Below are 25,719 nucleotides of genomic sequence, written 5' to 3'. Positions count from 1 at the left end.
CTTAGAGGAACTCGAAGACGAAACCGTCCCACCACCAGTCGCGCCACTGCGCGTAGTCGGGATGAGGCGGGGGAGTAATCACCCCGATGCTGGTGTGAATCTCGCTGACTGGGCTGATGCCATGCAGTGAGTTGAGGAACCACAGGGGATGATTGGCGGCGAGCTCTGGGGTGATGTGGCGTGACTCAACTCGAATCCCTACGCTTTCAGCACGCTCGGTGACTTGGCGCAGTGTGACACTGGGCAAACAGACGCCATCGGGGATGTACAAAGTGTTGTCGCCCCACATCACCAGCGCGCCGGTGGTGGTTTCGAGCATCGAGCCATCGGGTGCGGTAATCACCGTGTCGTCGGTGTTGTTTTTCTGGTGTAGCTCGCGGTAGGCACGCAGTGCATCAAAATCAGGCCCCTTGACCAGTGGGTGTTTGCGTGGATCCGGTGCGTTGACATACGTCAGGCACGTTTCCCTGCGAACGGGTGGGGCCGGGCGGACGTCGAGAAGCAAAAGCGACGAGACCGCAGCGATGCGGGGGAAGAGCTCGCCTTGTTCAACTTGTTCAAGTAGTGCGAGCATTTCATCCACGAAGCCTGAGGGAAGTGGCCCTGCCGTGCGTGAGAAGCGTTCCACATGCAGCTGTAACCCGTTTGTTCTTCCAGATGAATGACGCCAAGAATCCGCAACATCGAAAGGCCCGTGCGGGAAGTCACGGGGCACAAATCCGTCATGCCAGGCGTAGTTAGTCATCGAAGACTCCGAAAATAGGAAGCAGTGTCTATCGAAAGGATGATTTCACAGACGAACGGTTATGGGGAAAGTGTCCACACTGGTGAAGTAGGAAAATTAAGGAGGAATGTAGTGTTTTTGTCGATCTAAGCGATAGACGGGTTGTAAGGGTATTTCATGACCAACAAGGAGGAGAACAATGGTCCGTCAACGTTTAGCCTCCCTCGCTTTTGCAGGCACGGTCGTCTTCGGGGCCGTCACAGTCCACACGCCGAGTGCTAATGCTGAACCTGCGCAACCACCAGCGGCAGGAGCAACGCAGTTGTCCTCAGACTTCAACCTGGTGAGCTTTGCAAACTCGCTTATTAGGCTGCCTCTGTTCATGCTCGGTTTGTCTAGCATTGCATTTGGATCCGCTGTCCCAGATGAGTATCGGTGTCAAGGACTTCTTCCGTATGTTTGCCTACCTAAGAATAGGTAGAAGCAGAGTGGCGCCGTGCGTCTGTTAGTCACCGAAAGCGCCCAAGACAGACTCTGCTTTGAGGTCACGCTCCGCTAGTTCTGCTTCAGCATCGGAGGCGAGAACGATCGCACCACCAGCGCCCACCGTTACGGTGGAGCCGGTACGCACAGCGGTGCGGATGACCACAGAGAGATCGGCTTGGCCGTCGTAGCCGAAATAGCCCAGTGCACCGGAGTAGACACCGCGGGGGCCGGTTTCTAGTCTGTCGATGATCTGGCAGGTGCGCAGTTTGGGTGCGCCTGTCATAGAACCGGGTGGGAATGTGGCGCGTACCGCGTCGACGGCGGTAGCGCCAGCTTTTAGTCGACCGGTGATGATGGAGACAAGCTGGTGGACAGTGGCATAGCTTTCCACTTGCATGAGGCCGGGAACAGTGACGGTGCCTGGTTCGCACACGCGGGAAAGATCATTGCGCACCAGATCCACGATCATGAGGTTTTCCGCACGAGTCTTCTCGTTGCCCAGCAAGGCAGGATCCTCGTTGGCAGCGACCGTTCCCTTGATGGGTTTTGCTTCCACCTCGCGGCCACGAACGGTAAGGAACCGTTCCGGGGAGGCGCTTGCTACCTCCACGCCGTCGAAGACGAGGTGCGCGGCATAGGGCGCTGGGTTGTGCTTGCGGAGGGGCGCATATAAGTCGCCCGTGACCTCTGCGGTGTACGTGTCGGTTAAGCACACCTCGTAGCTTTCACCGGCGCGGAGGAGCTCCTGGGCTTCCTCGATGCGCGCCAGGTAGTCCGGTGTGCGCCATGAACCCGGGTCCATGTTTGTGGGCTCGGAGGCGTCGGTGTGCTCGGTGCTGTTGAGATAGCTTTCGAGGCGGTCCAAGAGGGACTCTGATTCCGAGTTGGTCAGGCAGCAGAGGTGTGCGATCTCATTTTTGTGGTCGTAGACGATGAAGGATTGTGGCCGCACGAAATAGGCGTCCGGGTAGGGGGAGGAATGGGAGAGCGTGATCGGAAGCGTGAGCTCAGCGCATTCGTAGCCGAGGTAGCCGATCACGCCACCGGTGAACGGTAGATCAGGTGCATCAAAGATTGGGGTGGATAGTTCTTGATCGAGAATCTGGAGGATGTCATCGCCCTCGCAGTTAAGCGAGTAGCGGAACGACCGTGAAAGATCACCGGCGGTATCCCCGAGAATAGAGAAGTTCCCGCGTGCATCAGCAGAATCAAGGAAGAATGCGTCGTTGCCGTCTTGCTTGATCGCGTTGAAGACGCGCTGGCAATCAATCACTCCGGGAACCTCGCGGTGGATCAGGCGCCAACCGCCGAGGAAATTACGCATGAGGGTCGCGCCGTGCTGAGTGAGGATGGATTCCGGGTGGAATTGCACACCCCAGTGTGGTGCGTTATCCACTTTGAGGGCTTGGATCACGCCATCCTCGCTACGGGCATGAACGGTGACGCCGGGGATTTCTTCCACGTGGAGTGAGTGGTAGCGCACCACCTCAACATCCTGTGGAATGCCCGCGAAGATGCCATCGCCGGAATGCTTAAGGCGAGAGACAAACCCATGGCGGGGTTCGGGCGCACGGGTGACGCGTGCACCTGCCAACATGGCTAGGCCTTGATGGCCCAAGCAGACACCGAGGAGAGGAATGTGTGCTTCCGCGGCGGCTTCAATGACACCCCGGGATACACCGAAGTCTTCTTCCCGTTCGGGTGTGCCTGGGCCAGGGGAGATCACTACATGGCTGAACTCACCGGCGCGGACTCGCTCCGGCAGGTCAGCCCCCTCGTGCGCGGGCACAACAAGGGGTTCAACCCCGCTCACCTCGGTGATGAGGTGGGCCAGGTTGAACGTGTAGGAATCGTGATTATCAACGAGCAGGATCATTACACAGCATCATTGCAGATGCGTTGCCACTAGTTGATCGGGGTCGGCTTAATGTTCCACACCTCAGTTGCGTAATCGCGGATTGTGCGGTCAGAGGAGAAACGGCCAGACTCGCAGATGTTGATCCAGCACATGCGTGCCCATTGCAACGGGTCAGCGTAGTACTCCTCCGCCATGCGGTCGCGGGTCTCCTTGTAGGACTCGAAGTCGCCCAGGACGTAGTAGGGGTCCGGGGTGTTCCAGCCGCCGTCGATAAGCAGAGAATCGCGCAGGTCAGAGAACATGCCGGTGTGGTTGTCATCCAATGTGCCGTCGATAAACGCATCGAGCACGCGCTTGATCGCGGGGTTGTTCTCGTAGACCTCAGTCGGGTTGTAGGACCTCTTCAGCACCGGCAGTTCCTCTTCGCGAGCGCCGAAAATGTAGGCGTTGTCCTCGCCGACGGAATCAACGATCTCCACGTTCGCACCATCCATCGTGCCCAGGGTGAGCGCACCATTCATCATGAATTTCATGTTGGAGGTGCCCGACGCCTCCTTGCCGGCGGTGGAAATCTGCTCGGAGACATCCGTGGCAGGAATGATGTGCTCAGCTGGGGAGACGTTGTAGTTCTCAATGAACACAACGCGGATGTACTGGGACGCCACCGGGTCATTGTTCACCAGATCACCGATGGTGTTGATCAGTTTGATGATCGCCTTGGCGCGAACATAGCCCGGCGCAGCCTTCGCGCCGAAGATGAACGTGCGCTTCGGGATATTGGTCTCCCCTTCCTTGATGCGGAAGTACAGGTCAAGGATGTACATGGCATTGAGTAGCTGGCGCTTGTACTCGTGCAGGCGCTTGATCTGCGTGTCGTAGATGGAGTCCGGGTCAATCTCCACGCCTTCATGGACGCGAACCCACTCGGCGAAGTCTTTCTTGTTCGTCGCCTTGATGTCGCTGAGTTCCTTCATCACCGCGTCGTCTTCGACGTAGTGGCGCAGCTCTTTGAGCTTGTCCATGTTGGTGACCCACTCATCGGAACCGACGAGGCGATCAAGCAGCTCGGACAGGCGTGGGTTGCACATACGCAGCCAGCGGCGTGGGGTCACACCGTTGGTCTTGTTGTTGAACTTCTGCGGGTACAGCTCGTACCAGTAGTTCAGCGTGTCACGCTTGAGGATGTCGGTGTGGATCGCGGCGACACCGTTGATGGAGTAGGCGCAGTAGCACGCAATCCATGCCATGTGGACCTTGCCGTCATGCACCGGGGAGTAGTGGTGGATGGCATCCGGCTCCAAGCCGCGGGACTCCATGTCCTCGCGGTAGCGGCGGTCAATTTCCACCACGATCTCCCAAATGCGGTGGAAGAGCTGCTGGAAGATAGACACATCCCAGGTTTCCAGGGCCTCCTGCAGCACCGTGTGGTTGGTGTAGGCGAAGGTCTTGGTGGTCACGTCCCAGGCGTCTTCCCAGGTCATCCCGTGATCGTCGAGAAGCAGACGCATGAGTTCTGGAATACCCAGCACCGGGTGGGTGTCGTTGAGCTGCACGGAGTTGAACTCGGCGAAGCCACGCAGGTCCTCATCGTGGTGCTCAATGTAGTTATCAATCATCTCCTGCAGCGACGCGGAGACAAAGAAGTACTGCTGGCGGACGCGTAGCACCTTGCCCTGGTAAGTGGTGTCATTCGGGTACAGCACGCGCGTGAGGTCATGTACGGCCTCGCGCTCCAGGATGGCGTCGGCGAAGCGTTGGGAATTAAAAGCATCGTAGTCGAACTCGCGCATCGGGGATGCGTCCCAGAGGCGCAGCGTGCCCACGTTGTCCGTGCCGTAGCCGGTGATTGGCATGTCGTAGGGGATGGCACGGACGTGCATGTCATCGAATTTCACAATGCGCTGCTGCGTACCACGTCGAACGATGAAGGGGTAGAAGCTCTCCTTCCAGGCATCCGGATGCTCCTTCTGGAAGCCGTCGGCGATCTCCTGGCGGAATAGGCCGTAGCGGTAGAGCAGACCGTAGCCGGTGACCGGGTAGTCCTGGGTGACAGCGGAATCGAGGAAGCAGGCAGCCAGACGGCCCAAGCCACCGTTACCCAGCGCAGCATCATGCTCAGCTTCGAGAACATCGACGAAGTTCTGTCCGTTTTCTTCGGCCGCCTTGATCGCGTCGTCGACGAGACCCAGGTTGGTCAAGTTGTTCAACAGTGCGCGACCCATGAGGAACTCAGCGGAGAAGTAGGCCTGTTGGCGGGTTGCCTTGTAGGCCGTGCGGGTGGCATCCCAGTTGTCGGCGAATTGCTCCATCGCCGCGAGGGAAAGGCCAGTCCAGAACTTCTTCGGGGTAGACGTGTCAGGAGCAGAACCGGAGACCGAGCGGACGTGGCCTCCGACAGTGTCAGTGAACCGGGGCTGGGGGGTTGGCAGATTCATTTCTGGAAAATACCTCTGGACATCAGATAGTTGTGTCTCTAACGCCCGCCACTGTACCCACTAGTTGGTGGCAAGGTAGGTCAGCACGGCTGCCGCTGCGGCATGCGTTGCCGCGTGGACGGTTGGCTCATACTCCGGCAAGAAGCTGGGCATGTGGTTGACCGGTACATCTAGGTTGACTCGGTTCTCTGCTACGGCTTTGTCCCACACCGTGCGTGGCGTGGATCCGATGAGCCAAAAAATGTAGGGCACGCCGAATGCGAGTGGGATGTTGGCAAAGTCTTCGGAGACCGTCGATGGTTCCGCGTCAACGGAATCTGCACCAAAGACTGCGTCGAAGGTGGTGCGTACTGTGTGGAAGGCCTCAACGTCATTGTCCAGCAGCTCACCGTGTGCGAAGTACTCAAAGTGTGGCTCTTCTTGGATGCCGGAAGCTTCACACTCAGCAATAACCACGCGCTGGATAGCGTCGTAAACCTTGTGTTTCACATCGTCGTTGTAGAAGCGACAGTTGAGCACTAACTCTGCATGGCTGGGAATGATGTTGTTGGTTGTGCCGGCATTGAGCTGGCCAACGGAGATCACAGCGAAATCCTTCGGGTTGACCTCCCGGCCAACAATGCCTTGGAGGCGAAGCACAATATGGGCGGCGGTGTAGGTCGGATCGATGGACGCGTGTGGCATCGATCCGTGGGCACCGCGGCCCGGAATGTGAATGCGGATGGAATCACAGGCGGCAAACTGGGGTCCCGGCTTGGATTGCACTTGCCCGGCACGACCCGGCATGACGTGTTGGCCCAGGCAGATGTCCGGGCGGGGGATGCGCTCAACCAATCCGTCAGTGATCATTTCGCTAGCGCCCCGCCCAATTTCCTCGCCCGGTTGGAACAGTGCGACGAAGGTGCCCGCCCAGTGCTTACGGTTGTTGTCCATGATGTCGCACAGGCTCAGCAAGGCGGTGACGTGCATGTCATGGCCGCAGGCGTGCATGAGGCCGGTGACGGTGCCATCTGCACGCGTGGCAGTGTCCGTCGAGGCATAAGGTGCGCCGGTGGTCTCCGTGACCGGCAGGCCATCAAAGTCCGCGCGGAAGAGCACCGTGGGTCCAGAACGGCCGTTGGTTTGTGGCCCGTTGTGGAACACAGCGACGATGCCGTAGATGCCGATGGGCGCGATGATCTGGCAGTCAAAGCGCTCCAGTTCCATGAGGATTCGCGCATGAGTGTTTGCTTCCTGCATGGACAGCTCCGGGTGTGCGTGGAGCTCTTCATACAGTTCGCGCTGCCACACGGGGTCCACCGTGTAGTTCTGCAGAATGTCCTTGATGGTGTTCGGCTGAACAGTCATGAGCGGGGTGCCTCCTGAAAAATTGCTGGTGCGGAGCCAGTGTATTAGTGGTACTAGCGGTTGAGCACTGGGTTATAACGCAAAACGTTGAGTGCGGGGGAGCACTCGGTAACGCAAAACGTTGAGTGCGGGGGAGCACTCGGTGGCAATGCGCAGGTCGCCGGCGATTTTTCCGGCATCACGCAAACTATAAAGAGCGCTGACCGTACGGTCGCGGATGTCATAGGGCGACAGAGTGTTCACGTACACGCGCGTGCCTCCTTCAAAGCCAGCGAGGGTGGACACACGCCACTTAATGTTGATGCGCCATGGCATGGGCATGTCCAGGTCGATGGGTTTGTGGTGCCATTCTTCGTTGCACGCCACCGCAGTTCCGGTGGCCGCGTGTGCCGCATGGATGAGGTCAGACATACCGCGGACCTCATCGTTGGTATGCAACCACGGCTCAGAGATCTCGGACTTGGAGTAGATGCTGATGGTGGGGTAGCGGTGGCCAACGCCCGCGGCCATGATGGCGTACTCATTCTCCGCGATGATGAGGTTGTGGCGGCTGGCGTAGTTGATGCCCCACTCGTTGTACATGTTGGGGTTGGCGCGCAGTTTGGCTATTTCCATTTCGGCTTGGACCCCGTGCTCATCAATAGCCACGAGCTGCTTGTGCAGGTGCTCAAACGAAGCGCCGGCTGGGGCAAGCCAGTTCTGGAACACAGACACATAAGGTGCGTAGCGGTTGCGCTGGTAGAGGTCATGCAGGGAGTCGATGGTGAAAGCGATGAAGGCGTGGTGTTCTTCGGGGCTCATGCTCCCGGATGAGGCGAGCTGTGTGCTGTCCGTTGCGCCATCGACGTAGTGCCTGCGCGCGATGATCACATCGTGCCCGCCACCGAAGTAAGCAGGGGCATGGTCGAGCAACTCTGCTTCGCTGAAAGGCTCAGTATGGCCCGCGGCTTTCAGTCGTGTACGCACGATATTGAACACGTGGCGGCGCCCTGCCTCGTCGGCCAGGTAGTGCTCCATGTGTTCAGCCCGGGATTCATCCATGCTGAAGCCATAGTTTTGCGCCCAGTAGTCATAAGAGACGATCTCAAACAAGTTAGGCACGCGCCGAAATAGCGGTTCGGTGTCGTGGAGTTCATGCGGCATCAGGTCGCGCAGGATCTCCCATTTCCCATCGCGTGCGATGATGCGGGATTTCTCTGGGGGAGTGGCCAGCATGTTGTCGGAGCAGAAATTGCACGCCGCTGTGAAATCCTTATCAGTCAGCTCGCGGGGCTCCTTGTGGGCAGCAGCCAAAGGTCGATTGCCACGCCCCGGCACCGTCCACACCTGCGTTCCGGAAAAGGGGTTGAGCTGTTTAATCGTCCCATCAGCCATGATGGTCAGCGGCTCGCGGGCAGCGGGGAGGGGGAACGTCGGGTGCGTCATAGGTTCTCAGGTTATCCGCTAGTCTTTGCTCATGCCTAGGATCCACTTCGATGTTCTCGTGCCCGACGCGTCCGCAGCGCAAGCTGTCGGTGATGCTTTCAGCCGTGCTGTAGAGATTCTTGTTCAGCACGGAAAGCTTGAAGAGGGCAGCGTGCTTATCGACGAATCACCGGAGCTTTCCTCCGACACCCACGCACAGTTGCGCCGCGTGTATGAAGACGAGCGCGGGGAAGATCCTGCTGGGGCGCAGGTTACCCGCTATGTCATCACAGCTGCAGGTGCGAGTTCCATGAACCAACTGGCAATGGGCCTGTCCCGTGTGCTCACGCCGAAGGCGACGCTGCCACGTGATCCCGTGGCATTGGAACGCCAGATGGATTTTGAACTCCCCGCGGTCTACCCCTGGGTCGTGGAGGTATTGAGGTAATCCACAGCCGCCTGGGCGCCAGCGCGCACAAGCTGTGCCCGGACATCCTCGGATTCCTCCCCGATATTCACGGCGATGACGCCCTCCGGGGCATCAATGTCGAATCGCCCAGCGCACACGGCCAGCGTTGCACCGGCCTCGGCAGCCAGCTCTGTCACCACTGAGACAACCTTGCCGTTGACGCTTTGCTCGTCGTAGCTGCCCTCGCCAGTAACCACGAAGTGGGCGTTGCTGATTTTCTCACGCAATTTGTGTGCCGTAGCGATAGTGCGTGCGCCGGACACCACGTGCACGTGGTCCGTGTTGCCGTGAAGCATCTGTGAAAGCCACGTGATCCCTACTGGTACAGCACCCGCTGCGCCATAGCCCGGCTGCTGGGAATCAACACCGGTGACCTGGCACAGGTGCTCCAGTGCGGCGTCAACCTTCTCCACATCCTCTTCGGACGCGCCTTTCTGCGGACCAAACACACGTGCCGCGCCCTGGAGGCCGGTAGCGGGGAATTCAGTGTCGGACAAAAGCACCCAATCAACGGAACCCGCGGGGATGTTCAGATGCGCAGTATCAAAATCAGCAAGCTCCCCCAGGTTGCCGCCACCTGGCTTTAGCGGGTGCCCCTGGGCATCAATCGGGGTGGCGCCAAGTGCGACGAGGATGCCGGTGCCACCGTCGATGGTCGCCGAGCCACCCATGCCCAGCACGATGGTGGAAGCCCCGCGGGATTGGGCATCAGCGATGAGAACGCCTGTGCCGTAGGTATCACCAGTCAGCGGGACCGGGGTGTCTTTGACGGCAGGCAGGCCGGTAGCAGCGGAGATATTGATATAAGCGGTGGCGTCGGCGGCGTTGAAGACATAGCTCGCGTCGGTGAGACGCCCAGCAGCATCCGTTGTTGGCAGCGTGATGGTTTCACCGGAAAAGAGCTCTGCGGTCCCTTCGCCACCGTCTGCCATGGGGATGTGTTCAACGTCACAGTCAATAATGATGGACTGGATTCCTTCCGCGATCCACTCCGCTGCCTGCCTCGCGTTCGCCGTTCCCTTGAAGGCGTCCGGGGCGACGACAACCCGGACAGTGTCCGCATTGGGTTGAAAATCTGCTGGTAATCCGGCGGTGTCTTCTTCCGGGGTGTGGGCGGTGGAGAAAGTGTGTCCGGTCACGGTACTGCTCCTGCTTGTTGGTCCGGTTCTGAGGCCGGATGAAAAAACTTTTTCTAATTACGTAACGACGTTAGCAATCGGACCGATCTTGACTCCCCATTTCGTGCCCAGTGCCACTAAAGTGACAAAACTGTCGGCTAATAGATAGAAGGGATCGACTATGGCAACGAACGAAGACCAGATCGCTGGTTATTACCAGAAGCTGTTGCAGCGCAACGCGGGGGAGCCAGAATTCCACCAGGCTGTCGCCGAGGTTCTGGATTCCCTGAAGATCGTTTTGCAGAAGGATCCTCACTACAACGACTACGGCCTCATCGAGCGTCTTTGTGAGCCAGAGCGTCAGATTATCTTCCGTGTTCCGTGGGTGGCGGATGATGGGGATGTCCGCGTCAACCGTGGCTTCCGCGTCCAGTTCAACTCTGCGCTCGGCCCCTACAAGGGTGGCCTACGTTTCCACCCGAGCGTCAACCTAGGCATCATCAAATTCCTTGGTTTCGAGCAGATCTTTAAGAACTCCCTGACTGGCCTGCCCATCGGTGGCGGTAAGGGCGGCTCTGACTTCGACCCGAAGGGCAAGTCCGATGCTGAAGTCATGCGTTTCTGCCAGTCCTTCATGACGGAGCTGCACCGCCACATCGGCGAGTACCGCGACGTCCCTGCCGGTGACATCGGTGTTGGTGGCCGCGAGGTTGGCTACCTGTTTGGCCAGTACCGTCGTCTGACCAACGAGCACGAGTCCGGTGTCCTTACCGGTAAGGGCCTGACCTGGGGTGGCTCCCTTGTTCGTACGGAAGCAACTGGTTTCGGTTGCGTGTACATCACGAACAAGATGATGGTTGCTCACGGTGATTCCTTCGACGGTGCAAAGGTCATCGTCTCTGGCTCCGGCAACGTGGCTATCTACGCCATCCAGAAGGCCCAGGAGCTGGGCGCCACCGTCGTTGGGTTCTCCGACTCTTCCGGTTGGGTGGAAACCCCGAATGGTGTGGACGTGGAGCTGCTCAAGGAGATTAAGGAAGTCCGTCGCGGCCGCGTCAACGAATACGTTGAGGAGGCAGCCGGCGCAACCTTCCACGCTGATGGTTCGATCTGGGACCTCAAGGCTGACGTTGCTCTGCCGTGCGCAACCCAGAACGAGATTGATGGTGAGCACGCCCAGAAGCTCGTAGAGAACGGCATCAAGTATGTCGCTGAGGGTGCGAACATGCCGTCTACCGCAGAGGCCATTGAGATCTACCGTAAGAACCACATTCACTTCCTGCCGGGCAAGGCAGCGAATGCTGGTGGTGTGGCTACCTCCGCGCTCGAGATGCAGCAGAACGCATCGCGTGACTCCTGGAGCTTCGATTACACGGATGACCGTCTGAAGCGCATCATGGAGAACATTTACCGCAACACGTCTGCCACCGCCGCTGAGTACGACCATGAGGGTGACTATGTGGTCGGCGCTAACATCGCCGGTTTCAAGAAGGTTGCGGACGCAATGCTCGCGCAGGGCGTGATCTAAACACCGCCCGCAGCTATCCGCTGTAGCAATCCTCTGACACACCGCCTCGGCTTGCCGGGGCGGTTGTCTTTTCGCAGGTACTGTTTTGAAATATGTACCGCGTTTTTGAAGCTCTCGATGAACTAGTCAATACAGTTGAGCAGGCTTACGGCGTCCCGATGACGTCGAACTGCATGGTCCCCCGTAATGAAGTGCTCGCGCTTCTCGACGATATCCGGAACGCCCTTCCCGTTGAAGTCGATGACGCCCAGGATGTCCTGGATAAGCAGGATGAGATCCTCCGTGGCGCAGAGGAACGCGCGGATCAAATTATCGGGGATGCTGAAGATGAGGCGCAGCGTCTGGTGGGGGATGCGCACAATGAGTCCGAGTCGATGCTGAGCGAAGCGCAGGAGCGTTCCACCCGCATGGTCTCCGATGCGGAGCAGGATGCGCACGCCACTGTGAGCCGTGCCCGCGATGAATCTGAGCAGATGGTGGAGCGTGCCCGCCGCGAAGCAGAGCGCCTCGTCGCTGACGGTAATGAGTCCTATGACCGTTCTGTTGCGGAAGGCCTGGAGGAGCAGAAGCGACTCGTGTCCGAGGCTGAGGTCACCCGCCGTGCGGATGAGGAAGCTCACCGCATTGTGGAGAACGCGCACACCGAATCGAATCGTCTGCGCACCGAATGCGATGAGTTTGTGGACGGCAAACTGAGCGAATTCGAAGAGACACTGACGTCTGTTCTGCGCACTGTTTCCTCCGACCGTTCGGCACTGCGCCAGGGCGCTGGGGTGTCGGGTCGCCGGTATGAGAGCCCGCGCCGTCGATAAGCCTTCGTGCGGGTAGGCTAGTGACCGTTATGGCTACAAACCCTTTTGTCTTCGATGTGGCGGCCGTCATGCGCGGTGATGGTCTCCCGGAAACGATGACCCACACGGGCCCCGCACCTTCCCGCATTGGGCCGGAAATGATCGCGGTACCGCAAGGAGCTGAGGTCACCGTGGATGCAACACTCACTCCGCTTGGTAGTGGTGTGCTCGTTGATGCGACGATGACCGCGCAGCTGAAAGGGCAGTGTGTGCGCTGCCTGCGTGAACTGACGCCAACGGAGAACATCACGATCTCGCAGGTCTACTCCGGCGCGGATGATTTCATCACCGGTGATGTGGAAGATGAAGCTGATGCGGGCTCTGGTGATGATGTTCCCGCCATCGTTGAAGGCAAGGTGAACCTCGAGCAAGCCTTCGTGGATGAAGCAGGCCTGACATGGCCCTTTAATCCACAGTGTGAGCCGGCCTGCCCGGCTGATGCGGATGTTCCTGCTCCGGATGGCGTATCCGGTGAGAAGAATGATCTGCTTGACCCACGGTGGGCTGGGCTGGAGAAATTTCTGAATACAGACGGGCAGAAATAGTGCCACGCGCGAAGAAAAACAAGATTCCGGGAGACCAGGCTTGGGCCCAGGCTTTTGCGGCGGTGGATCATGCGCCGTTAGTAAACAAGCTCGGTGTGGAAGTTGAACACGACCTGTTGAAGCTCGCGTTAACGCACCGTTCTTTTGCCAACGAGCATGGCTTTTTGCCAAACAATGAACGCCTCGAGTTCCTTGGCGATGCTGTGCTGGGTCTATCCGTGGCAACCAAGCTGTTTGAGCTGCACCCGTCGCGGCCGGAGTCAGATATTTCTAAGATGCGCTCGTCGATCGTCTCCCGTTATGGTTTGGCTGATGTGGCGCGTGAGATTGATCTGGGCGCGCATGTTCTGCTGGGCAAGGGCGAAGAGACCACGGGTGGGCGTGCGAAGGAATCGATTCTTGCTGACACGATGGAGGCCATCTTCGGCGCGGTATACCGCCAGCATGGTTTCGAGCCTGCTCGTGACGTGATCTTGCGGTTGTTCGAGTACAAGATCAACACTGCTACTGCCACCGGCCGCCACCATGATTGGAAGACCACGCTGCAGGAGCGCCTGGCGGAGCTGAAGGCAGAAGCGGCGCTGTATACCGCCACATCGGTTGGCCCCGAGCATGATCAAACGTTCACCGTCCATGTCTTCTCCGGCGAGACTGAGCTGGGCATGGGCACAGGGCCGAATAAAAAGTTGGCCGAACAGCAAGCAGCACGCCAAGCCATGATGTTCCTTCATGATCACGCGGCGGCAGTTGCTGTTATTGATTAGTAGGTTCACATGCCTGAATTGCCTGAAGTGGAAGTGGTGCGCCGTGGTCTAGAGGACCACGTGGTTGGCTACACCTTCAGGTCCGTGGAGGTGCTTCACCCGCGTGCCGTGCTGGGCAATGATGCGGATCTAACTGAGGTGCTGCCAGGTCTGACCGTCACAGGGACAGGGCGCCGCGGCAAGTTCATGTGGCTCGAGCTTTCAGATGGCAATGCGTTGCTGGTCCATCTACGGATGTCCGGCCAGATGATCGTGGGGAAACCGGGGATGGCAAACAGCCGTCATCTGCGTATCCGCTCGGTGCTGGAACGCGACGGGGAAGAGATCGAGCTCGCCTTTATTGACCAGCGCATCTTTGGTTCCTGGCAGTGGGTGCCCATGACCTTCGACCGCGACTTGACCGTTCCAGCAAACATTCCGCACATTGCACCGGATCCTTTTGAGCAGTCCTTCGACGTGGTGGAAGTTGCGCGCACGATGCGCCGTAAGAATGTGGCAGTGAAAACGATCCTGTTGGATCAATCCGTGGTTAGTGGCATCGGATCCATTTACGCGGATGAAGCGATGTGGGCAGTGGGCGTGAAACCCACCCGCAAGGGAAAGGCATTGCGGCAGCGTGATGCGGTAGCACTCCTCGAGGAGTCTCGGGAAGTCATGGCTCGCGCCCTAGAAGCTGGTGGCACGAGCTTTGATGCGTTGTACGTCAACGTGGATGGTGCGAGTGGCTATTTTGCGCGCTCACTCAATGCCTATGGGCGGGAAGATGAACCGTGTCCGCGGTGCGGCGCTCCAATTCACCGGACCACAGTGAATCAACGGTCTTCCTATTACTGTCCGGAGTGCCAGACGCTATAAACTTTCCGACATGGAAGCTGCGTATCTTTTTGTTGATGACACGCTCAATGGTGTCATCTGGAGTCTCGTGCCCTGGTTCCTGCTGGCAGCAGGCGTATATTTCGGGCTGCGAACGATCTTTGTTCAGGTCCGCGCAGTGCCGGACATGTTCCGTGCTATCGCGGAAAGCCCGAAGGGCAAAGACCGTGCAGGGCGTGATTTGGATGAGGAGTACGGCGGACTGTCCGCCTTCAAATCCTTCACCATTTCTGCTGCCTCCCGTGTGGGCACCGGCAACGTTGCCGGTGTGGCCCTGGCTATCTCCATCGGTGGCCCGGGTTCAGTGTTCTGGATGTGGATGTTGGCCATTCTGGGTGGTGCAACCGCATTCGTGGAGTCCACGCTGGCACAGCTGTGGAAGACCAAGGATGAGAATGGGAACTACCACGGTGGCCCTGCCTACTACATGACTCGTGGTTTGGGCTGGAAGCACTTGGCTGCTGTGTTCTCCGTCTTCCTCGCCTTCACCTACGGCTTTGTGTACAACGCCGTTCAGTCCAACTCCATCGTTGAAGCTGTTGGTGGTTCTTTGGGCAATGACTCCAATATGCTGAAGGGCTTTGCTGCAGTGGTGCTGGCTAGCCTGACCGCGTTGGTCATCTTCGGTGGTGTCACGCGTGTGGCTAGCTGGACTCAGATCATCGTTCCGTTCATGGCGGGCGCCTACATCATCGTTGGCATCATCGTCGTGGTGCTGAACATCAGCGAGGTTCCTAACATGATCTCACTCATCGTCGGCCACGCACTTGGCTTCAAGCAAGTGGCTGGCGCGGCCGTGGGTGTTGCGTTCATGCAGGGTATGCGCCGTGGTCTGTTCTCCAATGAGGCCGGTATGGGTTCTGCCCCGAACGCAGCGGCAACCGCAACCGTGTCTCACCCGGTGAAGCAGGGTCTTGTGCAGACGCTCGGCGTGTACTTTGACACCCTCGTGGTGTGCTCCATCACCGCCTTCATTGTTCTGCTTGGCCCGGCGGTGAGCTACGGCCGTGATGATATTCAGGGTGCTGCTCTCACGCAGTCCGCGCTGGCGGACTCTGTTGGTGCGTGGGGTGCCCACTTCATCACCTTCATCCTGTTCTTCCTCGCCTTCTCTTCCGTGCTGGGCAATTACTACCTTGGCCAGGCGAGTATCGAGTACCTGACCAAGAGCAAGACGGTGCTGAACATTTACCGCACCGTGGTGCTCGGCTTCGTGGTCTTTGGTTGCTTCGGCTCTGTTCCGCTGGTGTGGGCACTGGGCGACACGATGGCAGGTCTGCTGGCCATCATGAACATCATCGCGATCATCCCGCTGGGTGGCATTGCTATCAAGCTGCTGAAGAACTTCAATGAACAGCGCCGCCAGGACATCGATCCGGTCTTCCACCGCGACATGATGCCCGAGGTCAAGAACGTTGAGTTCTGGGATGGCTCTGATCCAGTGACGCGCCGCAGCATCGAAGACCGCGTCACGGTCGAGGAAGCCCGCCGCGATGGGAACATTGACGGCAACAACGATGAGGGCGGCCTGACCCGCATTTAATGCCTATGAGCACAATTCGGTTGACAGCCTTTGTCACTGGCCACGTTCAGGGCGTGGGGTTCCGGTGGTGGACACGCAGCCGCGCCTTGGAACTAGGCCTGGCCGGTTACGCTAAGAACCTCACTGACGGCCGCGTTGAGGTGGTGGCGGAGGGGGAGCAAAGCGACGTCGATAAGCTTTTAGCTCTGCTGAAAGAAGACCCCTCCACCGCGAAGCGCCCCGGCACCGTGACCCTCGTCGTACCGCAGTACAGTGAGTCGCGGGGTGCCCAGGGGTTCGTTGAGCGCTAATCATCTGGGTTAAACTTTTCCAATGCACTTAACATCGCTGACGCTGAAAGGATTCAAGTCCTTTGCGTCTGTGACGACGATGAAATTCGAGCCCGGCATTTGTGCTGTTGTCGGACCGAATGGCTCAGGCAAGTCCAATGTGGTGGACGCGCTGGCCTGGGTGATGGGGGAGCAAGGCGCGAAGAACCTGCGTGGCGGGAAGATGGAAGACGTCATCTTCGCTGGCGCGGGGGAACGGAAGCAGCTGGGCCGTGCGGAAGTCACGCTGACGTTTGATAACTCGGATGGGCGTTTGCCTATTGAATATTCCGAGGTGGCCATCACTCGCCGCATGTTCCGCGATGGTGCCAGCGAGTATGAAATCAATGGCTCCAGGGCGCGCCTCATGGACATCCAGGAGCTGCTGTCGGATTCCGGTATTGGCCGTGAGATGCACATCATCGTGGGCCAAGGCAAGCTCAGTGAGATCTTGGAATCGCGCCCGGAGGATCGCCGCGCGTTCATCGAAGAAGCAGCCGGTGTGCTCAAGCATCGTCGCCGCAAGGAGAAAGCACAGCGCAAGCTCACGGGGATGCAGGCGAACCTGGATCGCCTCACGGACCTCACCGATGAGCTGGGCAAGCAGCTCAAACCGCTCGCGCGCCAGGCAGAAGCAGCGAAACGTGCCGCGACCGTGCAGGCTGATCTGCGTGACGCGCGCCTGAAACTAGCCGGCCACCAGGTGGTCACCCTGCGTGAATCGCTTATCGACGCCACACGCGCCGCCGAACTCCACGCCGAGAAAGTCGCCACCGTTAGCCGGGAGTTGGAAGAGGCTGAGCAGAACCAGTTGGCGGTGGAAGCGAATCAGGCGCGTGTGGCGGAGGCTTCCCAGGAAGCGCAGCGCCTGTGGTTTGGTTTGTCCTCTTTGGCTGAGCGAACGTCCGCAACGTTGCGCATCGCGGGGGAGCGTGCACAGAACGCTATGGCAATACCTGAATTCAGGGGCCAGGATCCGGACGAACTCTTAGCGCGAGCTGAACGCGCGGAAGAGGAATACGAGGCAGCGCAAGAGGAGTATGAAAACGCTGCGGAAGCTCTCGAAGAGGCTGCTGAGGAGACTGCGGAGTTGGAGCAGCGCGCCAAGGCCGCGGAGGCTGAGCACTTGGCGCAGGTGCGTGCGATCGCTGATCGCCGTGAAGGCGTGGTGCGTCTGCTCGCGCAGGAAGAAAGCCACGCTGCCGCGGTGGAATCAGCGAAGCAAGAGGTAGAACGTCTAAGTATTGCCGCGGAAGAAACCCGTGAGCAGGCCCGTGAAGCAGAAGCTCAAGCTGAAGAGACCGCGCAGAAGATGGCGGAACTTACCGCTGACCGAGAGCCACTGACTCAAGCTCATGTACGAGCCGTGGCGGAAGCGGATGCTGCAGAAAAACGCCTGGACCAACTACGCGATGAGCAGAAAGCGCGAGAAAAGTCGGTGTACTCGCTGAGCTCGCGCATAGCCACCCTGGCCGAAACCGCACCTGTGACGGAAGCCGCCGATGTTCTTGGAGCTGATTACCACCCTCTCGCAGAGTGGGTGAAGGCCGAGGCAGGATTGGAAAAGGCACTCGCCGCCGCGCTCGGTGCACATGCGGAGGCATTGGCGGGTCAGCTGGATGATTCCACGGCCATGGAACTCTCCGATGCTTCACGCGCTGTCGTGGTGGACACGAAAGCCGGGGGCAGGCAGTGGCGCCTGGACGGTAAGCCCCCGACAGGCACGAGCTGGTTGTTAGACCATGTCACCCTCGCTCCCGAGGTCGCGGGCCCAATCACACGTGTGCTTGTCGACGTCGTGGTGGCCACCGACATCACTCACGCCCGCGCCACAGTAGCGGATGATCCGCGCCTGCGTGCCGTGATCGATGACGGCACCATCGTGGGCGAAGGGTGGATCGCTGCTGGCTCCGGTGGTGCATCGAGCGTGGAAGTGGCTGCCCAGATTGAGCAGGCCACGGCTGATTTGGAGAAAGCCCAGTCTCAGCTTGATGAGCTATCCGGCACCCTCGAAGGCGCCAAAATTGCTGCGGACGAAGCGCGCGTAGCAGCAGCGGCAGCAAAGGCAGCACTCAAGGAACACGATGCCCACGCTGAGTCGTGGAAGCGTGACTACCAGCGTGTACTCAGCCAGGCAGAAAGCACCAAACAACAGCACGAACGGGCAGCAAAGCAGGCCACGGAAGCAGAGATCCGCTTCAACGACCAGGTGAAGCAGTTGGAGGAAACCCGAGATCGTCTCGCCCGCGTGGATCAGGATGACACGGAAGAAGACGTTGATTCCTCTCTCCGGGATGAAGCCAATGATGCGCTGGCTCGGGCCCGTGCACGTGAGATGGAGTTAACGCTTCTGGCACGCTCCGCCCAGCAAGTGGTTGAACAGATCGCTGGACGTGGTGCCGCGTTGCGCAGACAAGCCGAACACGAGCGTGAGGTAAAAGCCCGTCACCTCGCGGCGATGGCGCGTAAGCGCGCTGAGGCGGAACTAGCCGAAACCGTGGCAGAGCACGCCCAGACATTGGCGGCGCGAATTCAGGTTTCATTAGAGCGTGCCACGCAGCACCGCGACGAACTTGCTGACCAGCTTAAACAGCTCACTGCCCGCCAGTCGCAGGTGCGTGAAACGGTTAGCGCATTGCGCCAGCAGCTCAACCGACTAGGGGATACCGCTCATGCGGCGGATATTGCGCGGGAGCAGGCGCAGGTGAGGATTGATGAGGCGGAAGCAGGAATCGCGGACAAGCTTGGCATTGCCATCGCCGACCTGTTGGCTGACTACACGCCTGGCGAGGATTTCGACAAGGCCGCGGAGACGAAGCGCCTCAAGCAAGCTGAGCGCGACCTGGCATCCTTAGGCAAGGTGAATCCGCTTGCTTTGGAGGAGTACAAAGCACTCGAGGAGCGCTACAGCTTCCTGTCCACGCAGCTCGCTGATGTGATTCAGGCACGCAAGGACCTCACCGGCGTGATCGACGATGTGGACGCGCAGATTCTGCAGCTATTCACGGATGCGTGGCATGACGTGGAGAAGGAATTTCCCAAGGTCTTTAACACCCTGTTCCCCGGTGGTGAGGCTCGATTGGTGCTCACCGACCCTTCGGACATGCTCACTACCGGTATTGAGATTGAGGCCCGTCCACCCGGCAAACGAGTCAAGCGTTTGTCGCTGCTATCGGGTGGTGAGAAATCCCTCACCGCACTGGCCATGCTCGTGGCTATCTTCCGCGCGCGGCCATCCCCGTTCTACGTCCTGGATGAGGTGGAAGCGGCCTTGGACGATGTGAACCTGCGTCGTCTTATTGCATTGCTCGAGGAGCTCCGCGAGGATTCACAGCTCATCGTGATCACCCACCAAAAACCCACGATGGATGTGGCAAACGTGCTCTACGGTGTAACCATGCGTGGCGATGGTGTCACCCGCGTCATTTCCCAGCGAATGAACCCCGCGCCGCGCTCTTAACGCGCCGGGCTGAGCTTCAGTCCCGTGCCGTTTTTGCCCAGGTATGCGTTGGTGCCATCGAAATAGAACGTGTTGCCGTCGATGAGCGCGCCACGCACCGCGCCATCGTAGAGGTGTCTTTCCATGTCGCAGCCCATCTTGGTTACGGGACGATCCTCGTAGGTGTAAGTGGCCTTGCCTTGATCCACGATGAGAGCTACGCCAAACCCATTACACGCCCCGCCACGCACGAGGTAGAGGCCATTCTCTGTGGCGCCGTCGCCGCGGGAGAAAGAGAGAGTGCGCCCAAGCGGATGCGACGCGGTCTTCCACTGGCCGTTGAGGATCTTCTCTACCCGCTTCGGTGTCGCCGTCTTCGCATTCGCGGGGAGGGCTACTACCAGTGCCCCCGATTCTTCTGCGGGCGGTGTCGGCGTACTCGACCCAAAAGCACCGAAACCAGTCGCGGCGCTAATGGCAACGATCAGTGCGGTGATCACTGACAGCGCGATCGAGACAATGGGGTTCTTCAGCGCATCCAGGTTCATAACCCGCAGCCTAGTCCTTCTGTGAGAGCTGATTGAACCCGAAAGAACACGAACCGGGGTGTCGGTGGCACACTGGTTCGCATGATGAACTCAACTGTTTTGTGGATCATTGTCGCCGTTGTGGTGGTGCTGCTTATCCTCCTAGGCATCATCATCGCCGGCAATAAGCGGAAGAAATCAAAGGCAGTGTCCTTTGAAAAGAAGGACCCGGCCGCACCGAAGGAACTGACCCAGCAGGAGAAATCCGGAAATTACCAAGCCCAGGGAGGCTTTAACTTTGCGCCCGCCGCCTCGCCGGATGTACAGAAGGAGCCGATCCTGCGGGAGGGACAGAAGCTTGCCCCAGAGCCCCCGGCGCCCGTTGTGCCCGAGCCGGCAGTTGAACCGATAGCTGAGACTGAAGCAGCCGAGGAGATCCCCGCGGAGACCCCAGTGGAAGAGACCATGGTGGTTGAGCCGGAGGAGCCGGTGGAGCCCGTTGAACAGATTGAGCAGGTTGAGCAGGTTGAGCAGGTTGAACCGGAACCAGTAGAGGCGGCACCTGAAGCGGTTGAGGAACCAGCACCGGAACCCGAGGTGGTGGAGGCAGCTGAGGAGGCAGCTGAGGCTGCTCACGCCACAGTGGAAGCTGCGGATGAGGCACTAGAGCAGACTCCTGTTCCGGAGGAAGAGCCCGCACCGACTCCGGAGCCGTTGGATGATATTGCCCCGGCGACGGGTCGACTGGGCCGTCTGCGTGGGCGTTTGTCGCGCTCCCAGAATGCGATCGGACAGGGCCTGCTGGGCATTCTGACAGCGGGTGATCTGGATGAGGATGCTTGGGAGGAAATCGAAGACACCCTCATCATGGCGGACATTGGTGCGCCGTTGACCATGAAGATCACGGAAACGCTGCGTGAGAAGATCGCGCAGCGGGGTGTTTCTTCGGAGGAAGAAGCTCGCGCGATGCTGCGTGAGACGCTCGTTGAGGCCGGCAAGCCGGAGCTGGACCGCTCGATTAGGGCAATGCCGAATGATGGTAAGCCGGCGGTCATCCTCGTTGTCGGTGTCAACGGTACCGGCAAGACCACCACGACAGGCAAGTTGGCTCGTGTGCTTGTTTCGATGGGGCACAGCGTGGTTTTGGGTGCGGCGGATACGTTCCGTGCGGCGGCTGCGGACCAGCTTGAAACGTGGGGTCGTCGCGTTGGTGCGACCACCGTGCGCGGTAACGAGGGGGCAGATCCGGCCGCGGTTGCTTTCGATGCTGTGAAGACCGGTGTGGAGCAGCAGGCGGATGTTGTGATCGTCGATACGGCTGGGCGATTGCACACCGCGACCGGCTTGATGGATCAGCTGGGCAAGGTCAAACGCGTGGTGGAGAAGAAGTCTCAGGTGGATGAAGTCCTGCTCGTCCTTGACGCCACGGTGGGGCAGAATGGCCTGACCCAGGCGCGTGTGTTCAAGGAGGTCGTGGAGATCACTGGTGTTGTGCTGACCAAGCTGGATGGCACCGCGAAGGGCGGCATTGTGTTCCAGGTTCAGGAGGAGCTTGGCGTGCCCGTGAAGCTCGTGGGACTGGGTGAGGGGGCCGATGACCTCGCGCCATTCGAGGTGGAAGGCTTCGTCGACGCACTGTTGGGGTCTTAGCTGGACTTTTTATTGAGCTGACGTGAACCCGGCACCGTATTCATGCGGTGCCGGGTTTTGTGATTTGAATTACAGAAAAACTCAACATCATTGACGGCAGTATCTATCGTTCTATAGATTTTTTCTTCGGTACCATTCGGTCGATCGATAGGTATTCAAAACGATTGGAATTGAGGTGATAGATATGACTGCAGATCAGGTTGCACTGGCATCGGGGAATGCCGGATGGATGCTCGTCTCCGCTTCGCTCGTATTGCTTATGACACCGGGCTTGGCGTTTTTCTACGGAGGTATGACGTCCCGCCGTAGCGTTCTGAACATGATGATGATGTCGTTCACAGCCATGGGGTGGTGTCCGTCATATATGTGCTGTGGGGTTGGTCGATGTCCTATGGTTCACAATCAATCGGTGGGATTTTTGCGAATCCCTTTGAGTTCTTTGGGCTCCGTAACTCGATCACCAACGGGGGCGGGGCCTACATCGCTGGGGGCAATGGCTACGCAAACGTCATTGATATCGCTTTTCAGCTGACTTTCGCGGTGATCACCGTGGCGATTATCTCCGGTGCGATCGCCAGCCGTGTGAAGATCGGCGCATGGATGGTGTTCACCGGCGTGTGGGTCACGCTTGTGTATTTTCCCCTCGCACACATGGTGTGGGGTGGGGGCATTCTTGGTGAAGGGGCGCGCTCGATCGCTGCGTGGATATTCGGGAGTGAAAACGGTGAGGCTCACATTGCTCCCATTGACTTTGCGGGCGGCACGGTCGTCCACATCTCCGCAGCCACTGCCGCACTCATCTTGGTATTGGTGATCGGGCAGCGCGAAGGATTCCCGCAATCCAACTCGCGTCCCCACAATCTCCCCTTCGTCATGCTTGGCGCCGCGCTGCTGTGGTTTGGGTGGAGTGGTTTCAATGGTGGTTCTGCGCTTGCTGCTGATGGCTTGGCGGGTCTTGCTTGAGTGAACACCGCGGCGGCTGCTGCGGGCGCCATGCTGGGGTGGCTGGCGGTAGAGAAGATCCGGGATGGCTACGCAACGTCGCTTGGTGCATCCTCTGGTTTGGTGGCAGGACTTGTTGCCATCACCCCGGCGGCAGGAGCACTCACCCCTATGACGTCCATTCTCCTTGGCGCGGGCGGCGGCATTCTTTCGTGTTTTGGTGTGAGCCTGAAATACCGTTTCAACTATGACGACTCCCTGGATGTCGTCGGTGTTCACCTCGTTGCCGCTGTATGGGGGACAATCGGACTCGCGTTCTTTGCTCAAGGGAATGGAGTCTTCACCGGTGGGGGAGCAGATGGGTGGAAGCTTTTCGCAGTCCAGACGGTGGTGGCTATCGCGGCGATGTTTTTCTCTGGTGTGTTGACGTATCTCATCGCAATCGTCGTGAAGCACACCATGGGGTGGCGTGTCACGCGGGAGCAGGAATTCGCTGGTGTGGACTACTCCGTTCACCGTGAGACAGGCTATGACTTCGGCGGACCGGGTCTTCGGCCTGGTGGAATTCCAGCTGGCAATAAGTTGGCTGCTGAAGCCACGGCCAATCAATAGGCAGAAGGAAGGGAAGAGACATGAAACTTGTCACAGCAGTAGTGCAACCGTTCACACTCGGTGACATCCGTCAGGCTCTCAGCGAGGCAGGAGTGAAAGGCATCACCGTCACTGAGGCTCAGGGAGCGGGCCGACAAATGGCCAGCGTCGAGTATTACCGGGGTGCCCGCTACACGTCGAACTTTGTACAGAAGGTCAAGATCGAGGTTCTGGTTACCGACGACCAGGAAGAAACCGCCGTAAACGCGATCTTGAATGTGGCGCATACCGGGGAAGTCGGTGACGGAAAGATCTGGGTGACGGAAGTAACCCGCGCCGTGCGCGTGCGTACGGGAGAGGAAGACGACGCAGCTATCTAGTCCGGACAATGGAACCGGTTGACGGGAAATCCGGGCAATAATGTGGGGGGAGGTGGCGTCGAGTTGAACCACATGTGATTTTGGTGGTGGGTAGCAGTTAGGCTGTAACCCACCACTTAATCTTTTTAGCCACTGGGCTAGAGACATTTACTCAAAGACTTTCAAGGGAGCTTTTACGTGTTCGAGTCATTGTCCGATCGCCTTCAATCAGCACTCACCGGGCTGCGAGGCAAGGGCAAGCTCACGGAAGAGGACATCAACGCCACTGCCCGTGAGATCCGTATCGCCCTGCTCGAGGCCGATGTCTCGCTCACCGTTGTTCGCGCTTTCATCCAGCGTGTGAAAGAACGCGCGCTTGGCGCAGCTGTGTCTGAGGCACTGAATCCGGCGCAGCAAGTAATCAAGATCGTCGATGAGGAACTGACCAATATTCTCGGCGGTGAAACTCGTCGCCTGAACCTGGCTAAGAACCCGCCGACAGTGATCATGCTTGCTGGTCTGCAGGGTGCTGGTAAGACGACTCTTGCCGGTAAGTTGGCTCTCCACCTGTCCAAGCAGGGCCATGCCCCGATGCTGGTGGCATGTGACCTGCAGCGCCCGGGTGCTGTGCAGCAGCTCCAGATCGTCGGTGAGCGCGCCGGGGTGAGGACGTTTGCGCCGGATCCGGGTACCTCCCTGGATTCCAATGACCACGAGATGGGCACGTCCCACGGTGATCCAGTTGAGGTGGCGCTGGCGTCCATCGAGGAAGCGCGTCGCACGAATGCGGATGTGGTGATCATCGATACCGCTGGTCGTTTGGGTATTGATGAAACGCTGATGACCCAGGCCCGCAACATCCGCGATGCGGTGAATCCGGATGAGGTCCTCTTTGTCATCGATGCGATGATCGGCCAGGACGCGGTGAACACCGCGCAGGCCTTCGCTGATGGTGTGGACTTCACCGGCGTTGTGTTGACCAAGCTCGACGGTGATGCCCGTGGTGGTGCAGCACTGTCCATCCGTGAAGTGACCGGTAAGCCGATTCTCTTTGCTTCCACCGGTGAGAAGCTCGAGAATTTTGATGTCTTCCACCCGGATCGCATGTCCAGCCGCATCCTTGGCATGGGCGACCTGCTCTCCTTGATTGAGCAGGCCGAGACCATGATGGACCAGCAGAAGGCGGAAGAAGCCGCCCGCAAGCTGGGTACGGGTGAGCTGACTCTCGAGGACTTCCTTGATCAGCTGCTCATGATCCGTCGCATGGGTCCGATTGGCAATCTGCTGAAGATGATGCCGGGCGGCAAGCAGATGAACCAGATGGCAGACATGGTCGATGAGAAGCAGCTCGACCACATCCAGGCCATCATTCGCGGTATGACCCCAGCGGAGCGGGAGGATCCGAAGATCCTCAATGCTTCTCGACGTCGCCGCATCGCCGCCGGCTCCGGCGTCACCGTTGCTGATGTGAACCAGCTTGTGGAGCGTTTCTTCGAGGCGAAGAAGATGATGGGCAAGATGGCCAACCAGTTCGGCATGGGTGGAATGCCCGGTATGCCAGGCATGGGTCGTTCCGCAACAAAGAAGAAACCGAAGGGCCGTAAAGGCAAGAACGGCAAGCGTAAGCCAGCGAAGCGCCAGGGCGGACCGAAGATGCCAGGGATGCCAGGGATGCCGGGCATGCCAGGTGGCCAGGGCATGCCGAGCATGGAGCAGCTTCAGCAGATGCAGCAGCAGATGCCACCAGGAATGGAAGGCCTGGACCTGAACAATCTGGACTTTGGCAGCGCGATGAAGCGCATGGGGAAGAAGAAGTTCTAGGGATCAGACCTTGAGAACTCACTCCCGGTGTAAAACTTTACATTGCTGCGGTAACTACCGAACGGTAGAAATTTGCTACCAGGTGTTTCAGCCGCGTCGATTTTTCGCATTATAATTTTCTACACACACCCGGCGAA

At 58.9% G+C, this 25,719-nt stretch carries 19 protein-coding genes and 1 pseudogene; 13 read left to right on the top strand and 7 right to left on the bottom strand.

Features of this window, described 5'->3' with window-relative positions:
- Window position 1: 1 nt before the first annotated feature.
- The 5 genes from QP994_RS00220 to QP994_RS00200 form a co-directional block, all read right to left on the bottom strand.
- On the bottom strand, window positions 2–745 hold the full coding sequence (locus QP994_RS00220; protein WP_284864950.1) for an aminotransferase class IV: 744 nt from the start codon (window positions 743–745) through the stop codon (window positions 2–4).
- Window positions 746–1,229: 484 nt separating this feature from the next.
- Window positions 1,230–3,086, bottom strand: coding sequence for a chorismate-binding protein (locus QP994_RS00215; RefSeq protein ID WP_284864949.1), 1,857 nt, complete (start codon window positions 3,084–3,086; stop codon window positions 1,230–1,232).
- Between the two features lie 29 nt (window positions 3,087–3,115).
- On the bottom strand, window positions 3,116–5,503 hold the full coding sequence (locus QP994_RS00210) for a glycogen/starch/alpha-glucan phosphorylase (protein WP_284864948.1): 2,388 nt from the start codon (window positions 5,501–5,503) through the stop codon (window positions 3,116–3,118).
- Between the two features lie 60 nt (window positions 5,504–5,563).
- The gene (locus QP994_RS00205) at window positions 5,564–6,850 is read right to left on the bottom strand and encodes an amidohydrolase (protein WP_284864947.1); all 1,287 of its coding nucleotides are present in this window, start codon (window positions 6,848–6,850) and stop codon (window positions 5,564–5,566) included.
- A gap of 72 nt (window positions 6,851–6,922) precedes the next feature.
- A complete protein-coding gene (locus QP994_RS00200) occupies window positions 6,923–8,275 on the bottom strand; it encodes a DUF4921 family protein (protein ID WP_284864946.1) in 1,353 nt (450 codons plus the stop codon).
- 31 nt (window positions 8,276–8,306) lie between these two features.
- On the opposite strand from QP994_RS00200, the gene QP994_RS00195 reads away from it, so the two are divergent.
- Window positions 8,307–8,702 carry a hypothetical protein gene (locus tag QP994_RS00195; protein ID WP_284864945.1) on the top strand — a complete coding sequence of 132 codons (396 nt, stop codon included), beginning with the start codon at window positions 8,307–8,309 and terminating at the stop codon, window positions 8,700–8,702.
- On the opposite strand, the gene QP994_RS00190 is transcribed toward QP994_RS00195, so the two are convergent.
- The gene (locus QP994_RS00190) at window positions 8,672–9,862 is read right to left on the bottom strand and encodes a glycerate kinase (protein ID WP_284864944.1); all 1,191 of its coding nucleotides are present in this window, start codon (window positions 9,860–9,862) and stop codon (window positions 8,672–8,674) included. The genes QP994_RS00195 and QP994_RS00190 overlap by 31 nt on opposite strands.
- 160 nt (window positions 9,863–10,022) lie before the next feature.
- Between QP994_RS00190 and gdhA the strand changes: the two genes are divergently transcribed.
- The 8 genes from gdhA to smc all read left to right on the top strand — a co-directional run bounded on the left by gdhA (window position 10,023) and on the right by smc (window position 19,713).
- On the top strand, window positions 10,023–11,369 hold the full coding sequence (gdhA, locus tag QP994_RS00185; RefSeq protein WP_284864943.1) for an NADP-specific glutamate dehydrogenase: 1,347 nt from the start codon (window positions 10,023–10,025) through the stop codon (window positions 11,367–11,369).
- Between the two features lie 92 nt (window positions 11,370–11,461).
- A complete protein-coding gene (locus QP994_RS00180; protein ID WP_284864942.1) occupies window positions 11,462–12,181 on the top strand; it encodes a DivIVA domain-containing protein in 720 nt (239 codons plus the stop codon).
- Window positions 12,182–12,210: 29 nt separating this feature from the next.
- Window positions 12,211–12,765: a YceD family protein gene (locus QP994_RS00175; protein ID WP_284864941.1), complete on the top strand. Its 555-nt coding sequence runs from the start codon at window positions 12,211–12,213 to the stop codon at window positions 12,763–12,765.
- Window positions 12,765–13,529, top strand: a complete 765-nt coding sequence (rnc, locus tag QP994_RS00170) for a ribonuclease III (protein WP_284854615.1) — start codon at window positions 12,765–12,767, stop codon at window positions 13,527–13,529. Before QP994_RS00175 ends, rnc begins: the two co-directional genes overlap by 1 nt.
- 9 nt (window positions 13,530–13,538) lie before the next feature.
- Window positions 13,539–14,384, top strand: coding sequence for a bifunctional DNA-formamidopyrimidine glycosylase/DNA-(apurinic or apyrimidinic site) lyase (gene mutM / locus QP994_RS00165; protein ID WP_284864940.1), 846 nt, complete (start codon window positions 13,539–13,541; stop codon window positions 14,382–14,384).
- 10 nt (window positions 14,385–14,394) lie between these two features.
- Window positions 14,395–15,945, top strand: a complete 1,551-nt coding sequence (locus QP994_RS00160) for an alanine/glycine:cation symporter family protein (RefSeq protein ID WP_284864939.1) — start codon at window positions 14,395–14,397, stop codon at window positions 15,943–15,945.
- A gap of 5 nt (window positions 15,946–15,950) precedes the next feature.
- Window positions 15,951–16,235, top strand: coding sequence for an acylphosphatase (locus tag QP994_RS00155; RefSeq protein ID WP_284864938.1), 285 nt, complete (start codon window positions 15,951–15,953; stop codon window positions 16,233–16,235).
- 22 nt (window positions 16,236–16,257) lie between these two features.
- Window positions 16,258–19,713 (top strand): chromosome segregation protein SMC, encoded by a 3,456-nt coding sequence (gene smc, locus QP994_RS00150; protein WP_284864937.1) that lies wholly within the window; start codon window positions 16,258–16,260, stop codon window positions 19,711–19,713.
- Here smc and QP994_RS00145 read toward each other — a convergent pair.
- The gene (locus QP994_RS00145) at window positions 19,710–20,240 is read right to left on the bottom strand and encodes a hypothetical protein (protein ID WP_284864936.1); all 531 of its coding nucleotides are present in this window, start codon (window positions 20,238–20,240) and stop codon (window positions 19,710–19,712) included. The genes smc and QP994_RS00145 overlap by 4 nt on opposite strands.
- Before the next feature lie 84 nt (window positions 20,241–20,324).
- On the opposite strand from QP994_RS00145, the gene ftsY reads away from it, so the two are divergent.
- From ftsY to ffh, 4 genes and pseudogenes are all read left to right on the top strand, one after another.
- A complete protein-coding gene (ftsY, locus tag QP994_RS00140; RefSeq protein ID WP_284865116.1) occupies window positions 20,325–21,869 on the top strand; it encodes a signal recognition particle-docking protein FtsY in 1,545 nt (514 codons plus the stop codon).
- Window positions 21,870–22,053: 184 nt separating this feature from the next.
- Window positions 22,054–23,423, top strand: a pseudogene (locus QP994_RS00135) (ammonium transporter).
- Window positions 23,424–23,443: 20 nt separating this feature from the next.
- A complete protein-coding gene (locus QP994_RS00130; RefSeq protein WP_284864935.1) occupies window positions 23,444–23,782 on the top strand; it encodes a P-II family nitrogen regulator in 339 nt (112 codons plus the stop codon).
- Window positions 23,783–23,959: 177 nt separating this feature from the next.
- Window positions 23,960–25,582 (top strand): signal recognition particle protein, encoded by a 1,623-nt coding sequence (gene ffh / locus QP994_RS00125; protein ID WP_284864934.1) that lies wholly within the window; start codon window positions 23,960–23,962, stop codon window positions 25,580–25,582.
- Window positions 25,583–25,719: the final 137 nt, after the last annotated feature.

Origin of the sequence: Corynebacterium sp. MSK044, assembly GCF_030232825.1 — a bacterium.
GTDB lineage: Bacteria > Actinomycetota > Actinomycetes > Mycobacteriales > Mycobacteriaceae > Corynebacterium.
The sequence above is the reverse complement of the archived record's forward strand: the minus strand, read 5'-3'. Positions and strand labels throughout refer to the sequence as shown.

What these genes read in the sequence shown, in the direction of transcription:
- gdhA (WP_284864943.1), top strand. Translation starts at nt 10,023, where the DNA reads ATGGCAACGAACGAAGACCAGATCGCTGGTTATTACCAGAAGCTGTTG.
- QP994_RS00200 (WP_284864946.1), bottom strand. Translation starts at nt 8,275, where the DNA reads ATGACGCACCCGACGTTCCCCCTCCCCGCTGCCCGCGAGCCGCTGACC.
- QP994_RS00155 (WP_284864938.1), top strand. Translation starts at nt 15,951, where the DNA reads ATGAGCACAATTCGGTTGACAGCCTTTGTCACTGGCCACGTTCAGGGC.
- QP994_RS00215 (WP_284864949.1), bottom strand. Translation starts at nt 3,086, where the DNA reads ATGATCCTGCTCGTTGATAATCACGATTCCTACACGTTCAACCTGGCC.
- QP994_RS00180 (WP_284864942.1), top strand. Translation starts at nt 11,462, where the DNA reads ATGTACCGCGTTTTTGAAGCTCTCGATGAACTAGTCAATACAGTTGAG.
- QP994_RS00210 (WP_284864948.1), bottom strand. Translation starts at nt 5,503, where the DNA reads ATGAATCTGCCAACCCCCCAGCCCCGGTTCACTGACACTGTCGGAGGC.
- smc (WP_284864937.1), top strand. Translation starts at nt 16,258, where the DNA reads ATGCACTTAACATCGCTGACGCTGAAAGGATTCAAGTCCTTTGCGTCT.
- QP994_RS00145 (WP_284864936.1), bottom strand. Translation starts at nt 20,240, where the DNA reads ATGAACCTGGATGCGCTGAAGAACCCCATTGTCTCGATCGCGCTGTCA.
- QP994_RS00175 (WP_284864941.1), top strand. Translation starts at nt 12,211, where the DNA reads ATGGCTACAAACCCTTTTGTCTTCGATGTGGCGGCCGTCATGCGCGGT.
- QP994_RS00195 (WP_284864945.1), top strand. Translation starts at nt 8,307, where the DNA reads ATGCCTAGGATCCACTTCGATGTTCTCGTGCCCGACGCGTCCGCAGCG.
- mutM (WP_284864940.1), top strand. Translation starts at nt 13,539, where the DNA reads ATGCCTGAATTGCCTGAAGTGGAAGTGGTGCGCCGTGGTCTAGAGGAC.
- ftsY (WP_284865116.1), top strand. Translation starts at nt 20,325, where the DNA reads ATGAACTCAACTGTTTTGTGGATCATTGTCGCCGTTGTGGTGGTGCTG.
- QP994_RS00160 (WP_284864939.1), top strand. Translation starts at nt 14,395, where the DNA reads ATGGAAGCTGCGTATCTTTTTGTTGATGACACGCTCAATGGTGTCATC.
- QP994_RS00130 (WP_284864935.1), top strand. Translation starts at nt 23,444, where the DNA reads ATGAAACTTGTCACAGCAGTAGTGCAACCGTTCACACTCGGTGACATC.
- QP994_RS00205 (WP_284864947.1), bottom strand. Translation starts at nt 6,850, where the DNA reads ATGACTGTTCAGCCGAACACCATCAAGGACATTCTGCAGAACTACACG.
- QP994_RS00220 (WP_284864950.1), bottom strand. Translation starts at nt 745, where the DNA reads ATGACTAACTACGCCTGGCATGACGGATTTGTGCCCCGTGACTTCCCG.